General features: G+C 50.7%; 16 protein-coding genes, 1 tRNA gene and 2 pseudogenes. 7 read left to right on the top strand and 12 right to left on the bottom strand.

Features of this window, described 5'->3' with window-relative positions; genetic code table 11:
* The first annotated feature begins 397 nt into the window (after positions 1–397).
* The 6 genes from HMPREF2959_RS00130 (at position 398) to HMPREF2959_RS00100 (ending at position 6,282) form a co-directional block, all read left to right on the top strand.
* Positions 398–805, top strand: coding sequence for a YqaA family protein (locus HMPREF2959_RS00130; RefSeq protein WP_002235468.1), 408 nt, complete (start codon positions 398–400; stop codon positions 803–805).
* A 45-nt stretch (positions 806–850) separates the two neighbouring features.
* Positions 851–1,480 carry an endonuclease III gene (nth, locus tag HMPREF2959_RS00125; protein ID WP_002222907.1) on the top strand — a complete coding sequence of 210 codons (630 nt, stop codon included), beginning with the start codon at positions 851–853 and terminating at the stop codon, positions 1,478–1,480.
* Positions 1,481–1,617: 137 nt separating this feature from the next.
* Positions 1,618–3,117, top strand: a complete 1,500-nt coding sequence (locus HMPREF2959_RS00120; RefSeq protein WP_002243326.1) for a DegQ family serine endoprotease — start codon at positions 1,618–1,620, stop codon at positions 3,115–3,117.
* A 201-nt stretch (positions 3,118–3,318) separates the two neighbouring features.
* Entirely contained in the window at positions 3,319–4,839 is a 1,521-nt protein-coding gene (locus tag HMPREF2959_RS00110; protein WP_002243325.1) for a Na+/H+ antiporter NhaC family protein, read from the top strand.
* Between the two features lie 56 nt (positions 4,840–4,895).
* Entirely contained in the window at positions 4,896–5,981 is a 1,086-nt protein-coding gene (gene nagZ, locus HMPREF2959_RS00105) for a beta-N-acetylhexosaminidase (RefSeq protein ID WP_002214421.1), read from the top strand.
* 224 nt (positions 5,982–6,205) lie between these two features.
* Positions 6,206–6,282, top strand: a tRNA-Pro gene (locus HMPREF2959_RS00100).
* Between the two features lie 520 nt (positions 6,283–6,802).
* Here HMPREF2959_RS00100 and HMPREF2959_RS00095 read toward each other — a convergent pair.
* The 6 genes and pseudogenes from HMPREF2959_RS00095 to HMPREF2959_RS13420 form a co-directional block, all read right to left on the bottom strand.
* Positions 6,803–7,441: a 7-carboxy-7-deazaguanine synthase QueE gene (locus HMPREF2959_RS00095; protein WP_014574192.1), complete on the bottom strand. Its 639-nt coding sequence runs from the start codon at positions 7,439–7,441 to the stop codon at positions 6,803–6,805.
* On the bottom strand, positions 7,438–7,809 hold the full coding sequence (locus tag HMPREF2959_RS00090) for a DUF1304 domain-containing protein (protein ID WP_002217868.1): 372 nt from the start codon (positions 7,807–7,809) through the stop codon (positions 7,438–7,440). Before HMPREF2959_RS00090 ends, HMPREF2959_RS00095 begins: the two co-directional genes overlap by 4 nt.
* A 268-nt stretch (positions 7,810–8,077) precedes the next feature.
* On the bottom strand, positions 8,078–8,500 hold the full coding sequence (gene queD, locus HMPREF2959_RS00085) for a 6-carboxytetrahydropterin synthase QueD (RefSeq protein WP_002222912.1): 423 nt from the start codon (positions 8,498–8,500) through the stop codon (positions 8,078–8,080).
* 6 nt (positions 8,501–8,506) lie between these two features.
* Positions 8,507–9,025: a DUF1543 domain-containing protein gene (locus HMPREF2959_RS00080; protein WP_002240333.1), complete on the bottom strand. Its 519-nt coding sequence runs from the start codon at positions 9,023–9,025 to the stop codon at positions 8,507–8,509.
* Positions 9,026–9,052: 27 nt separating this feature from the next.
* A complete protein-coding gene (gene queC, locus HMPREF2959_RS00075; RefSeq protein WP_014581820.1) occupies positions 9,053–9,712 on the bottom strand; it encodes a 7-cyano-7-deazaguanine synthase QueC in 660 nt (219 codons plus the stop codon).
* A 203-nt stretch (positions 9,713–9,915) separates the two neighbouring features.
* Positions 9,916–10,102, bottom strand: a pseudogene (locus HMPREF2959_RS13420) (NAD(P)H-quinone oxidoreductase); the annotation flags it as partial.
* A gap of 154 nt (positions 10,103–10,256) precedes the next feature.
* On the opposite strand from HMPREF2959_RS13420, the gene HMPREF2959_RS00065 reads away from it, so the two are divergent.
* Positions 10,257–11,477: a YihY family inner membrane protein gene (locus HMPREF2959_RS00065; RefSeq protein WP_002237729.1), complete on the top strand. Its 1,221-nt coding sequence runs from the start codon at positions 10,257–10,259 to the stop codon at positions 11,475–11,477.
* Positions 11,478–11,503: 26 nt separating this feature from the next.
* Here the strand turns inward: HMPREF2959_RS00065 and HMPREF2959_RS00060 are convergent, their stop codons facing one another.
* The 6 genes and pseudogenes from HMPREF2959_RS00060 to HMPREF2959_RS12465 all read right to left on the bottom strand — a co-directional run bounded on the left by HMPREF2959_RS00060 (position 11,504) and on the right by HMPREF2959_RS12465 (position 14,898).
* Entirely contained in the window at positions 11,504–11,785 is a 282-nt protein-coding gene (locus HMPREF2959_RS00060) for an ATP-binding cassette domain-containing protein (protein WP_002214428.1), read from the bottom strand.
* Between the two features lie 78 nt (positions 11,786–11,863).
* Positions 11,864–11,998 (bottom strand): annotated as a pseudogene (locus HMPREF2959_RS11675) (IS1595 family transposase); the annotation flags it as partial.
* On the bottom strand, positions 11,997–12,455 hold the full coding sequence (locus tag HMPREF2959_RS00055) for a hypothetical protein (RefSeq protein ID WP_002214429.1): 459 nt from the start codon (positions 12,453–12,455) through the stop codon (positions 11,997–11,999). The pseudogene HMPREF2959_RS11675 and the gene HMPREF2959_RS00055, both read right to left, overlap by 2 nt.
* A 560-nt stretch (positions 12,456–13,015) precedes the next feature.
* A complete protein-coding gene (locus HMPREF2959_RS13095; RefSeq protein WP_002261355.1) occupies positions 13,016–13,219 on the bottom strand; it encodes a hypothetical protein in 204 nt (67 codons plus the stop codon).
* A gap of 564 nt (positions 13,220–13,783) precedes the next feature.
* Positions 13,784–14,722 (bottom strand): immunity 49 family protein, encoded by a 939-nt coding sequence (locus HMPREF2959_RS00035; RefSeq protein ID WP_070696200.1) that lies wholly within the window; start codon positions 14,720–14,722, stop codon positions 13,784–13,786.
* Between the two features lie 2 nt (positions 14,723–14,724).
* Positions 14,725–14,898, bottom strand: coding sequence for a hypothetical protein (locus HMPREF2959_RS12465; protein WP_153957336.1), 174 nt, complete (start codon positions 14,896–14,898; stop codon positions 14,725–14,727).
* Positions 14,899–14,990 lie beyond the last annotated feature (92 nt).

Below are 14,990 nucleotides of genomic sequence, written 5' to 3'. Positions count from 1 at the left end.
AAAAAATTCCGGCGGACTTGCAAAAACCGTTCCCAATAAAATGAAAATCCGCCGCCGTATCCGGAAAATTCGGAAATGCCGCATCGTGGCATCAAAACCGGAGCGGAAAGAATGTCGTATGCCCGACAAAAAAGGGGCATACGGCTGTGCCGTATTTTTTGCACCGTCCTCCGCCCTTCGGCGGGGGCGTGAAAATATAGTGGATTAACAAAAATCAGGACAAGGCGACCGAAGCCGCAGACAGTACAGATGGTACGGAACCGACTCACTTGGTGCTTCAGCACCTTAGAGAATCGTTCTCTTTGAGCTAAGGCGAGGCCAACGCCGTACTGGTTTTTGTTAATCCACTATACCGTACAATCCGTCGCCGATTTTTGCCTGTTTGAGACTGTTTGCAATGATGCCCGCCTACGCCGCACTCGCCTTTTCCGCCTTCACTTCCGCCACCCTCCTGCCCGGCACATCCGAAGCCGCCTTTGCCCTGTTCGTCCACCGCTTTCCCGAACACGCATACGGCGCGTTGCTGTGCGCCGGCCTTGCCAACGGATTGGGCAGTATGGTTTCCTATTGGATGGGACGTTTGCTGCCTTCCCGAAAAATGCCGTCTGAAAAAACACTGAATCTGATGCGGCGTTTCGGTATTTGGCTGCTTGCGTTTGCCTGGCTGCCCGTCGTCGGCGACGCACTGCCGCTTGCCGCCGGCTGGCTGCGGTTGAATCCGTGGACAAGCGGGCTGATGCTGGTTGTCGGCAAGATGGCGCGTTACGCCTTTATCCTGTGGGGAATGCAATATTACGCCGCCTGAACCGTGCGTTATAATGCCGACCGCACAAACCTACCGTATAAAAAAATGAACAGACAAATCCGCCAAGAAATCTTCGAGCGTTTCCGCGCCGCCAACCCCCATCCGACCACCGAGCTGAATTTCAACTCCCCTTTCGAGCTTTTAATCGCCGTTCTGCTTTCAGCGCAGGCGACCGATGTCGGCGTAAACAAGGCGACGGCGAAGCTGTTTCCGGTTGCCGATACGCCGCAGGCAATGCTGGATTTGGGCTTGGACGGCGTGATGGAATACACGAAAACCATCGGGTTGTATAAAACCAAGTCCAAGCACATCATGCAGACCTGCCGCATCCTGCTGGAAAAATACAAGGGCGAAGTGCCGGAAGACCGCGAGGCTTTGGAATCGTTGCCGGGCGTGGGGCGCAAAACGGCAAACGTGGTATTGAACACAGCGTTCGGACACCCCGTTATGGCGGTCGATACGCATATTTTCCGCGTGTCCAACCGAACCAAAATCGCCCCCGGGAAAGATGTGCGCGAAGTCGAAGACAAACTGATGCGCTTCATTCCTAAAGAATTTCTGATGGACGCGCACCACTGGCTGATTTTGCACGGACGCTACACCTGCAAGGCACTCAAACCGCAATGCCAAACCTGCATCATCAACGATTTGTGCGAATATCCCGCCAAAGCCTGACTGCCGCCGCCCTTCAAAATGAAACGCTTGAAAATTCGGACGGACGTTGTAGAATTTCAACCTATGCCGTCTGAAGCCGACAAAATGCGCTTCAGACGGCATTAAAGCCGGTACCGGCATCCGACAAAGGACAAAACGTGTTCAAAAAATACCAATACCTCGCTTTGGCAGCACTGTGTGCCGCCTCGCTGGCAGGCTGCGACAAAGCCGGCAGCTTTTTCGGTGCGGACAAAAAAGAAGCATCCTTCGTAGAACGCATCAAACACACCAAAGACGACGGCAGCGTCAGTATGCTGCTGCCCGACTTTGTCCAACTGGTTCAAAGCGAAGGCCCGGCAGTCGTCAATATTCAGGCAGCCCCCGCCCCGCGCACCCAAAACGGCAGCGGCAATGCCGAAACCGATTCCGACCCGCTTGCCGACAGCGACCCGTTCTACGAATTTTTCAAACGCCTCGTCCCGAACATGCCCGAAATCCCCCAAGAAGAAGCAGATGACGGCGGATTGAACTTCGGTTCGGGCTTCATCATCAGCAAAGACGGCTATATTCTGACCAATACGCACGTCGTTACCGGCATGGGCAGTATCAAAGTCCTGCTCAACGACAAGCGCGAATATACCGCCAAACTCATCGGTTCGGATGTCCAATCCGATGTCGCCCTTCTGAAAATCGACGCAACGGAAGAGCTGCCCGTCGTCAAAATCGGCAATCCCAAAGATTTGAAACCGGGCGAATGGGTCGCCGCCATCGGCGCGCCCTTCGGCTTCGACAACAGCGTGACCGCCGGCATCGTGTCCGCCAAAGGCAGAAGCCTGCCCAACGAAAGCTACACACCCTTCATCCAAACCGACGTTGCCATCAATCCGGGCAACTCCGGCGGCCCGCTGTTCAACTTAAAAGGACAGGTCGTCGGCATCAACTCGCAAATATACAGCCGCAGCGGCGGATTCATGGGCATTTCCTTCGCCATCCCGATTGACGTTGCCATGAATGTCGCCGAACAGCTGAAAAACACCGGCAAAGTCCAACGCGGACAACTGGGCGTGATTATTCAAGAAGTATCCTACGGTTTGGCACAATCGTTCGGTTTGGACAAAGCCGGCGGCGCATTGATTACCAAAATCCTTCCCGGCAGCCCCGCAGAACGTGCAGGCTTGCAGGCAGGCGACATCGTCCTCAGCCTCGACGGCGGAGAAATACGTTCTTCCGGCGACCTTCCCGTTATGGTCGGCGCCATTACGCCGGGAAAAGAAGTCAGCCTCGGCGTATGGCGCAAAGGCGAAGAAATCACAATCAAAGTCAAGCTGGGCAACGCCGCCGAGCATATCGGCGCATCATCCAAAACAGATGAAGCCCCCTACACCGAACAGCAATCCGGTACGTTCTCGGTCGAATCCGCAGGCATTACCCTTCAGACACATACCGACAGCAGCGGCGGACACCTCGTCGTCGTACGGGTTTCCGACGCGGCAGAACGCGCAGGCTTGAGGCGCGGCGACGAAATCCTCGCCGTCGGGCAAGTCCCCGTCAATGACGAAGCCGGTTTCCGCAAAGCTATGGACAAGGCAGGCAAAAACGTCCCCCTGCTGGTCATGCGCCGTGGCAACACGCTGTTTATCGCATTAAACCTGCAATAACCCACATAATTTAACCAAAATATTTTTTAAATGATAAAATGCCCGTCAATACCGATTAACGGGCATTTTACAAAAATCAGTTGGTTGATTTTAAACAAATATTTTTTACGACAAAAAATATTTCCGCCCATTTTGCCAACAAAACCCAAACCGGAGGCGGACAGATACGCTCCCATCCGGACGCTTAACACCCCCATAACCATGCAGCTGATCGACTATTCACATTCATTTTTCTCGGTTATGCCACCCTTTTTGGCACTGGCACTTGCCGTCATTACCCGCCGCGTACTGCTGTCTTTAGGCATCGGTATTCTGGTCGGCGTTGCCTTTTTGGTCGGCGGCAACCCCGTCGACGGTCTGACACACCTGAAAGACATGGTCGTCGGCTTGGCTTGGTCAGACGGCGATTGGTCGCTGGGCAAACCAAAAATCTTGGTTTTCCTGATACTTTTGGGTATTTTTACTTCCCTGCTGACCTACTCCGGCAGCAATCAGGCGTTTGCCGACTGGGCAAAACGGCACATTAAAAACCGGCGCGGCGCGAAAATGCTGACCGCCTGCCTCGTGTTTGTAACCTTTATCGACGACTATTTCCACAGTCTCGCCGTCGGTGCGATTGCCCGCCCCGTTACCGACAAGTTTAAAGTTTCCCGCGCCAAACTCGCCTACATCCTCGACTCCACTGCCGCGCCTATGTGCGTGCTGATGCCCGTTTCAAGCTGGGGCGCGTCGATTATCGCCACGCTTGCCGGACTGCTCGTTACCTACAAAATCACCGAATACACGCCGATGGGGACGTTTGTCGCCATGAGCCTGATGAACTATTACGCACTGTTTGCCCTGATTATGGTGTTCGTCGTCGCATGGTTCTCCTTCGACATCGGCTCGATGGCACGTTTCGAACAAGCCGCGTTGAACGAAGCCCACGATGAAACTGCCGTTTCAGACGGCAGCTGGGGCAGGGTTTACGCATTGATTATTCCCGTTTTGGCCTTAATCGCCTCAACGGTTTCCGCCATGATCTACACCGGTGCACAGGCAAGCGAAACCTTCAGCATTTTGGGGGCATTTGAAAATACCGACGTGAACACTTCGCTGGTATTCGGCGGCACTTGCGGCGTCCTTGCCGTCGTTCTCTGCACGCTCGGCACGATTAAAACCGCCGACTATCCCAAAGCCGTTTGGCAGGGTGCGAAATCTATGTTCGGCGCAATCGCCATTTTAATCCTCGCTTGGCTCATCAGTACGGTTGTCGGCGAAATGCACACCGGCGATTACCTCTCCACACTGGTTGCGGGCAACATCCATCCCGGCTTCCTGCCCGTCATCCTCTTCCTGCTCGCCAGCGTGATGGCGTTTGCCACAGGCACAAGCTGGGGGACGTTCGGCATTATGCTGCCGATTGCCGCCGCCATGGCGGTCAAAGTCGAACCCGCGCTGATTATCCCGTGTATGTCCGCAGTAATGGCGGGGGCGGTATGCGGCGACCACTGTTCGCCCATCTCCGACACGACCATCCTGTCGTCCACCGGCGCGCGCTGCAACCACATCGACCACGTTACCTCGCAACTGCCTTACGCCTTGACGGTTGCAGCCGCAGCCGCATCGGGCTACCTCGCATTGGGTCTGACAAAATCCGCGCTGTTGGGCTTTGGCACGACAGGCATTGTATTGGCGGTGCTGATTTTTCTGTTGAAAGATAAAAAACGCGCCAACGCCTGACCCCTTTCCCTGTTCAGACGGCATATGCCGTCTGAAGCTTTTTGGAGCAAACCGCAATGACCGTCCCCCATATTCCGCGCGGCCCCGTCATGGCAGACATTGCCGCCTTCCGCCTGACCGAAGAGGAAAAGCAACGCCTTCTCGATCCCGCCGTCGGCGGAGTCATCCTGTTCCGCCGCAACTTCCAAAATATCGCACAGCTCAAAGAACTCACCGCCGAAATCAAAGCCCTGCGCACACCCGAACTCATTATCGCCGTCGATCACGAAGGCGGAAGGGTGCAACGTTTCATCGAAGGTTTTACCCGCCTGCCCGCAATGAACGTTTTAGGGCAAATTTGGGACAAAGACGGAGCGTCCGCCGCCGAAACCGCAGCCCGGCAGATAGGCTGGGTTTTGGCAACCGAACTTTCCGCCTGCGGCATCGATTTGTCCTTCACGCCCGTCTTAGATTTGGACTGGGGAAACTGCCCCGTCATCGGCAACCGCAGTTTCCACCACAATCCCGAAGCGGTCGCCCACCTCGCCCTCGCCCTTCAAAAAGGTTTGGCAAAAGGCGGTATGAAATCCTGCGGCAAACATTTTCCCGGACACGGATTTGTCGAAGGAGACAGCCATCTGGTCTTGCCGGAAGACAGGCGCAGCCTGTCCGAACTCGAAGCCGCCGACCTCGCCCCCTTCCACATTATGAGCCGCGAAGGTATGGCGGCGGTTATGCCCGCCCACGTCGTTTATCCACAAGTGGACACAAAGCCCGCAGGGTTTTCCGAAATCTGGCTCAAACAAATTTTGCGCCGCGATATCGGATTCAAAGGCGTGATTTTCTCGGACGATTTAACTATGGAGGGCGCGTGCGGGGCAGGCGGCATCAAAGAACGCGCCCGCATTTCCTTTGAGGCAGGTTGCGACATCGTCCTCGTCTGCAACCGTCCCGACCTTGTGGATGAACTGCGCGAAGATTTCCGCATTCCTGACAATCCCGCTTTGGCGCAACGTTGGCAATATATGGCCAACACGCTCGGCAGTGCCGCCGCGCAAGCCGTTATACAGACGGCGGATTTCCAAGCGGCGCAAGCCTTTGTTGCCGGTCTTGCCTCGCCGCAAGACACGGCGGGCGGCGTAAAAGTCGGAGAGGCCTTTTAAATCGGCTGCGTTTCAACAATCTGCCGATTTCAACCGTTTGTCAGGGAAAGGCAATGATTTTTTCGGTCAGGTAGAAAGTTATCTTATTGAATTACTTGGAGATAAGGATGCTTATCAACACTGTATTCAAACACAGCCCTTTCAATCCGCCCGACACGCGGCAAAAAGGCAAAACGGTATAGGCATGCCGTATTTTTTGCGCTATAATCACGCCTTACTTAATTCGGAATGTAGCGCAGCCTGGTAGCGCACTTCGTTCGGGACGAAGGGGTCGGAGGTTCGAATCCTCTCATTCCGACCAAATCCAAACCGCCTCGGTATCCATTGCCGAGGCGGTTTTTCCTTTTGACGTCAACAGAAAAATGCCGTCTGAAACAGAATGAGACCTTTGCAATAACATAGGTTACTAAAATTTTATGCTCAATCTCATTTTCAAAATGCAAAACTTTTCTGATTTTTCCTACTTTTTGCTCAATATTAGGAAGGTTTTAGGCAATTGAAAATTTTTTGGCGCATTTTTATGCGTCAAATTTCGTTAACAGACTATTTTTGCAAAGGTCTCAGAATGCTGTTTCAGACGGCATTTCGTTTTCCCTAACCCTGCCATTTGCGCGCACTGGCACAGAGTATCGGCAAGGTTCAAAAGACCATCGGAATTTAGGAAGCCGGGCTTGTACCCAACGGCGGCATCTTATTCAGTAAGGTTCCGCCTCAATCAGGCAGCGGAAATGTGGGCAGTTTCACGCGGAAGCGGCACACTTTTCCCATATGTTAGACATCGGCAAAACGGTACGCCGGCCCTTTGAGTTACACTGCTTAAACTACTCTATTCCCGCCCATTTGTGCGTCTGCACGCTCAACTGCCAATGCACCGGCGCGTCGGGGCGACTGTTTAAAATACCGATTTGGCGGATGGTGTCGTAGATGTTCATCGCACCGTCTTGTTCGCAGGGCGAAAGGTAGTAATGATGCGCGCGGATTTTGCGTTCCATATTTTCACAGAACGCAAGGACATCACCATCGGCAACAATCCGCACTTCGTCGGCTGTTTCGATACAGCTTTTTTCGTATTTGGCGGCATAGCAGGCTTTGGGGCTGGTGGCGACATAGTCGATTTGCGGCGGCGCGGGATTGAGTCCGTTGGTTTCGATACAGAGGAAATAACCTTCCGCCTTGAGCATGTCCAGCAGCATATCGAGATGCGGCTGTATGGTCGGTTCGCCGCCGGTGATGATGATGTTGCGGGCGGCATAGGTTTTCAGACAGCCTAAGATGTCGGACAGGCTCATCATGCCGAATGTCAAATAATCGGTATCACACCAGCCGCAGGCGAGGTTGCATTTGCCCAAGCGGACGAAAACGGCGGGCATGCCCGTGTTCCAGCCTTCGCCTTGCAGGCTTTCAAAGATTTCGACGATGCGGTATTGGGGATTTTCGGGGGCAACATTGATTTTTTTCATACCGCCAACACCGCCGCCGCTGCCAAAAATGCGGGCAAACCTTGTTTGACGAGTATGCCTTTGTTGCCGGAAGAGAACGCGCCCCACGCGGCGGCAATCAGGACGAAGCCGAGAAACAGTACCGTTGCGCCGTACACCGCGTTATCCGGAGCGGCAAACCGCGACCACACCAGCCCGATGCCGAGAAAGCCGTTATACAGCCCTTGGTTGCCGAACAGGGTCTGCACGCGCTTTTGTTCCATAAATTCATAAGGCAGCTTGAATATTTCCGCCGCTTTTTCGCTGGGAATCTGCGTCATTTCAAGCCAGGCGATGTAGAAATGTTCGGCGGTGACAAGGAGGACTAAGAGGGTGGAGAGAAGTTTCATGGGTATTCCTTTTAATGGGTGTATTTGATATGGAGGGTCGTCTGAAAAAACGGGGAATCCGTACAGGAGAAAAAACCGTTTTACGGTAAATTCAAATAAGGACGCTCTAAACCGTCCTTTCCGCGCAGGCGGGAATCCAAAGATTTGGAATTGCTGCAATTTTTAAATATTCCTGAAAAACCAAGGTCTGGATTCCCGCCTGCGCGGGAATGACGCGGTTGGGCATGTCTTATTGGAATTTACTATATCGATACGTTCAAGATATTCCCTACTCCCCTTCATACTCCGCACACGATGTCGGCGTTTCCCACAATTTGACGCGGCACACGTTCAGCCCCGCGTTTTTCAGACGGTCGTACATTTCGACCGCCATATTTTCGGCAGTGGTGCGGCAGGGCAGGCGCAGGGTTTTCATGTTCCAGCCCTCCAAAAGCGCGGCGATTTGAGATTCGCGCCCGTTGCCGCCGTGGTAGATGAAGGCGTGGTCGAAGGGGTCGGTAATGTGTTGTTTGACAATGGCTTTCAAGTCGGTAAAGTCCATCACCATACCGTCTTTCGGCCCGCCTCTGACGGGGTCGTCTGAAACGGTGATTTCGAGTTTGTAGGTATGCCCGTGCAGGTTTTGGCATTTGCCGTCATGCCCGTCGAGCATATGCGAGGAGTCGAAGGTGAAGATTTTGGTGATTTTCATGGGTTCTCAAATGGGCAAATAGCCTTGAAAGCCGATTTCGGCGGGTTTGCCGTGCGGATTCGGGGTCAGGCGGATATGGAAATTGCCGATGCGGTCGAGCGCAAGCAGGTTGTCCACGTCTTTTAAGTTGTCTTTATGTTGCTGAACATAGCTGTCGGTCAACAGGGTTTGCAGGGCTTTTTGTTTGGCTTCGGCAGGCGTGGCGGCGGCGAACAGCCCGAACGCGTGCGCCTCGGCAAGCTGCCCCGCGCGATAACCGCCGACATTGGCAAAATACAGGCGCGGGGCGTGTTCAGACGGCATTTCCGTTTTGGGCGTTTCGGATACGGCGATGTCGTAACCGTCCGCCCATTCGACAACCTGCCAGCCGTCGATGTGGATTTTGTCAGCATCGCCGAACCATGCGGCTTTGAGTGTGGGGACGGCTTCACGGTAGTCGTCGCACACGGCAAATTGGATGTCGTGCACTTCGATATTCGACCTGCCGGCATTGCCGCCGAGGTAAAACATATGGAGCTTGGGCATATCGTATTCCTTATGGTTTGCGCGTGTTCAGACGGCCTTTTTACTTTCCAGATATTCCGCCAGCCCGCGTTCGCGCAAGATACAGCTCGGGCATTCGCGGCAGCCGCCGACGATGCCCTTGTAGCAGGTGTGGGTTTGCTCGCGGATATAGTCCAGCGCGCCCATTTCGTCCGCCAACGCCCACGTTTGCGCCTTGGTCAGATACATCAGCGGCGTGTGGATTTGAAAATCATAGTCCATCGCCAAATTAAGGGTAACGTTCATCGATTTGACAAACACGTCGCGGCAGTCGGGATAGCCGGAGAAGTCGGTTTCGCACACGCCCGCGATGATGTGCCGTATCCCCTGCCCTTTGGCGTAAATCGCGGCGTAAAGCAGGAAAAGCGCGTTGCGGCCGTCTACAAAGGTATTCGGAACGCCGTTTTCGGCAGTTTCGATGGCGGCGGTGTCGTCCATCAGGGCATTGTGCGTAATCTGCCGCATCAGGCTCAAGTCGAGTACGGTTTGTTTGACGCCCAAATCCTGCGCAATCCAGCGGGCACGTTCCAGCTCGACGGCATGGCGTTGCCCGTATTGGAAAGTAATGGCTTGGACGTTTTCGCGCCCGTAGATTTGGATTGCCTGAATCAGGCAGGTGGTCGAATCCTGACCGCCCGAAAAGATGACCAAGGCTTTTTGGTTTGACATATCGAATCCTAGTTTTGGTAACGCGGGAGGTTTGCGAACCGCGAAGTTGGACAGTAAAGACGCGGATTATACAGGCAAACGCGTTCAGACGGCATCTGAACGCCATGCCGTCTGAACACGCGGCTTATGCCGACTTGATGGCGAGTTCCGCCAAGCGTTTGCTTTGTGCGAAGGCGATATTGTTTTCTTCGGCGGTCAGGACGGGAGCCGCTGTCGGGAATATCTTTTTTGACGGCTTCGCAGACGGCGGAGACTTTGGGGACGGTGCGCAATACGGCTTCGCAACCTTCAACGCTGTCGATGCCGCGAGCGATTCGGCGGGCGGGATTGCGGGTGCTGCCGTTTTGGAAATAGTAGAGGACGAGGATTTTGAGGGGGATTTGGGTTCATGGGCGGATTCCGTTAAAATGGTTCGGTCTTCAGACGGCATAACAGTTGTTCCGATGCCGTCTGAAACAGCCGCAATTCAGGCATTTGTTCCTGACGGCAAAATTGGCTATAACATCGGGCATCAATGCCCAACTTACTGACCGGGCAAGAAATTATGACCTTTTTACAACGTTTGCAAGGTTTGGCAGACAATAAAATCTGTGCGTTTGCATGGTTCGTCGTCCGCCGCTTTGATGAAGAACGCGTACCGCAGGCGGCGGCAAGCATGACGTTTACGACGCTGCTGGCACTCGTCCCCGTGCTGACCGTGATGGTGGCGGTCGCTTCGATTTTCCCCGTGTTCGACCGCTGGTCGGATTCGTTCGTCTCCTTCGTCAACCAAACCATTGTGCCGCAGGGCGCGGACATGGTGTTCGACTATATCAATGCGTTCCGCGAGCAGGCGAACCGGCTGACGGCAATCGGCAGCGTGATGCTGGTCGTTACCTCGCTGATGCTGATTCGGACGATAGACAATACGTTCAACCGCATCTGGCGGGTCAATTCCCAGCGTCCGTGGATGATGCAGTTTCTCGTCTATTGGGCTTTACTGACGTTCGGGCCGCTGTCTTTGGGCGTGGGCATTTCCTTTATGGTCGGCTCGGTACAGGATGCCGCGCTTGCCTCAGGTGCGCCGCAGTGGTCGGGCGCGTTGCGAACGGCGGCGACGCTGACCTTCATGACGCTTTTGCTGTGGGGGCTGTACCGCTTCGTGCCAAACCGCTTCGTTCCCGCGCGGCAGGCGTTTGTCGGGGCTTTGGCAACAGCGTTTTGTCTGGAAACCGCGCGCTCCCTCTTCACTTGGTATATGGGCAATTTCGACGGCTACCGCTCGATTTACGGCGCGTTTGCCGCCGTGCCGTTTTTTCTGTTGTGGCTGAACCTGTTGTGGACGCTGGTCTTGGGCGGCGCGGTGCTGACTTCTTCACTCTCCTACTGGCAGGGAGAAGCGTTCCGCAGGGGCTTCGACTCGCGCGGACGGTTTGACGACGTGTTGAAAATCCTGCTGCTTCTGGATGCGGCGCAAAAAGAAGGCAAAGCCTTGCCTGTTCAGGAGTTCAGACGGCATATCAATATGGGCTACGACGAGTTGGGCGAGCTTTTGGAAAAGCTGGCGCGGCACGGCTACATCTATTCCGGCAGACAGGGTTGGGTGTTGAAAACGGGGGCGGATTCGATTGAGTTGAACGAACTCTTCAAGCTCTTCGTTTACCGTCCGTTGCCTGTGGAAAGGGATCATGTGAACCAAGCTGTCGATGCGGTAATGACACCGTGTTTGCAGACTTTGAACATGACGCTGGCAGAGTTTGACGCTCAGGCGAAAAAACGGCAGTAGTCTTGAGTATTTTTGAAACTGTATTTTTATCCTAAAGACATTTTCCTATCTGCTGATTCCACCGTTTCCTTTCTGTGTGCCGCCATAATTTTTATGATAGACAAGCCATTCAAGTTTGCATTGACTGCTTTTTCATTGGCAATATCCAAATGGCTGGTCGCTGCATCTAAAAATAGGATTTTCGGTTCGCAATATAAGGCCCGCGCCAATACGATGCGTTGTTTTTGTCCGCCTGACAGTGCGCTGCCCATATCGCCGATCAAGGTTTCATAGCCCATAGGCATGGCGGAGATTTCTTCGTGAATCATAGCAAGGCAGGCGCAATGTTCGATTTTTCCTCTATCCGGTTCCGTATCGAAAAAACAAGGGGCTGTACTAGATTAGCCCTAAATTCCACACCAATCCCGCAGGATTTTAAGCTGTTGAGACGGTGTGCCGAAGTTAAATCGAAATTCGCATTCTTTCAAGAACAGCGGGAAAGATTTGCAATCGATTCCGTTGTATTTTCGCAAGACACGTTTAGTCTAGAGTCTGTATATTACATTTATTTTTAGGGTCTGCTAGCCAATTTCTTGTTCCCTTCATTATTTTATCTTCTGAAAGAAAATTATTTTTTTCCATGCTATTAATATTAATGATATGATTTTTATTTAAAATAATTTTTCCATATAAAATTTCCGGTTTGTAATAGCAAGAGTCTGAAGCAAATCCTTGCCCGTCAATATAAGAAAAATAAATGTTATCATCCTCCTTATAATATTCTAAAACCAATCCGGATATTATTTTATCAAAATTCCCTTCATTTCCATCTTTCATGACTAAAATATAATTAGCAGGCCAACCTTTATCGTAAACATATTCAAACTGATAGTTCCCGAAACTCTCGATATCCGAACTAAAAAAGAAGAAAAGCAAATTAATAGCCAATACAAAAACAAATAAGAACAAAAATAGCAAAATTTTCAACTTAGTTAACAATATTTACCTCTCCTTTAAATTCAATCCTGAAAGGTACCCCTTACCCTGGGCTACCAATTATAGTTTCCATATTTCTAAATATTGTTTTTACATTACTTTTTTCTCCCCCCAAAGGAATGCATTTTAAAATCATGCTTTTCAGGTGCTAATCGATACTTACCATTAACATCTTTAATCACAGATATATTTCCATGTATAGCCCAACGTGAAAAATCTGAGTATTATATACAGTTATACCTTACTGAAACAAAGCTAGCTGTACATATCTGTACCATATTTTTACTACAAACAAAAAATATTTATAATTATTAAGGATAAGATAAAAACCCCCAACGCCAGATTAATTCTTAATAATTTCAAATAAAAAATATTTGAGATTTTTTCTTTTCCAAATAATATATTGAAATATTTAAAGTTAAGGTAGCTTGATTTAATTAGAAAATCAAAAAAAACCATTAATTTTTCTTCTTTAAATATTTTATATGATATTATAAAATTAAATAACATTGCGAAAACATATGAAATCATCAAAATACCAAATATATAGTGAGAATGCATTATTATTTAGCTCCTTCTTTTGGCTCTGACAAATTGACAGTCCATTGATATCCAATGCTTGCATTTGCAATTGCTGACGCACCTGCCCCTGTTTTCCCTGTTAGTATCAATGGTTCTTTTCTTGCAAGATGTGCACCTGCACAACCACCTAATACTAAACCACCACCTATTGTAAATCCTTCCTGTTGTATCTCTAATGATAACATTTTCTTCTTGTGCCGCCCTTAATACAGATTGTGGAATTGGATTGACCTGAGCAGGAACTTCTAAAATAAGTTTTCCTTCAAGCTGTCTTCCTCTTAGCAGATTAGGTGTACTTGGAACATTGGAAATGACAAAGTGAGTGCGCAAAGCCATCTGAAAGCGATGTGTTTGAACCTTTTGAAAGCCGCCAACAGGCTAAGTGCGCCCGCTGCCGCCTAAAAGGCAGCACGGATGCCTGATTATCGGGTATCCGGGGAGGATTAAGAGGGTGTTTGGGTAGAATTAGGAGGTGTTATGGGGCAAAAACAGCCGAAAACCTGTGTTTGGGTTTCGGATGTCGGGGAAGGGCTTTTTTGCAAAGGTCTCAACTCATGTTATTGCAAAGATCTCATGCCTTGTTTTGCCAGCAGGTTGAGTTCTTCTCCGACAATCAGCGTGGTAAAGCCCCGCCACAACACAGATCTATGTACTGTGGAAGGGCTTCAATTTATAGCTTTCGAAAATCTTTCAGCTTTAAGACGGCCTAAAGTTGTAATCTATAAAACAGGAGCTCAGAGTTTTACGGCTCACTCTCGCTTCGCGTTACCAAATACCAGCTTATCGGTTTTGAACGTATAGTAATCTATCCAATCCTGCAGATATTCATACGGGTAAGACAAGTCATACTGTTTCATAAAATCGAAGATGTCTTGATATTCGGCTGCCGACAGCGGATCGTAAACAATCAAATCCCTCGGTGCGATTTCGTGGTCTATGCCCAAATCGAAACCGTGCATGGATGCGATTTTGGCGTAGGTAACGATTTGCGGCTGCAGGTAGAAATCGAAATAGGACAATGTTTCTTTGGCAGCCATACGCGCGGTTTTTTTATCGAAAAGCGGCTCTAAGGCGGCTTTCATCGCCTCGGCATCCTGTTCGGCGAAAGCGAGGAAGAAGCGGTAATCGTACAACCGCTTTTGCAGCCATTTGCTAGGGGTGGGGTGCACCAAGACTTTCTCGCTACGTTGTTTCAACCGATCAAGCTGCTTACCCTCCACCATCAGCAGAGTATTGTAAATCATATGCCGGTTGAGGTCGTAGCGGTTTATAAAGGCTTCTGTATCGTTGGCGATGTTGTCGATATTGCGCACCAGAAACTCACGCAGCTGCGGGCTGTCGCTCATCAGCATCAGAAACATCGGATCTTGAATGTTGAGCATGTCGCAGGGAAAGAAGAAAGGCGTGGGGTCAGACCATCCCATACTTGCCAGTATCTCAAGTTTACTGTAAGCATAAGCATACTGTTTGAACTTTTTAAGGCTGTGTTCAAACAGATAAGCATGTGAGCATGCCGCATAAACATCTATAGAAACGATACAGATTGCTCCAATTGGAGATCCTTTTCTTTCATTAATATACTCTATACTATCAGTACTTTTCTCTGTATTAAATCTTTGAGTGGTGCCTATAATTACATCTGTAATATGCTCATACCATTTTTGGGTGGTCATCATATTGTATCCCATTGTTATCTCCTTATATTGGCTTTAGAAGGAACTTTAACAGGAAGAATAACGGCCTTACCTGTTTGACGATCAACGCCTGCTATTGCCGTTTTTAATTTGCCTTCCCGCTCCGCTTTGAAGACAGCAGCTTTAGCAGGACTACCATCAGGTAAGTTATTTGCAACTTGTTTAATCAAAGAATTCTACCGACACATCCAAATGGCCAAAACATTGAAGGCGGAAACCTATTTTTACCGCCCTTACCATTCTTGGGAGAAAGGGCTGAATG

This window comes from Neisseria sp. HMSC070F02 (assembly GCF_001814225.1).
GTDB classification, from domain to species: Bacteria; Pseudomonadota; Gammaproteobacteria; order Burkholderiales; family Neisseriaceae; genus Neisseria; species Neisseria meningitidis.
This window is presented reverse-complemented; position numbering and strand designations above follow the sequence as displayed.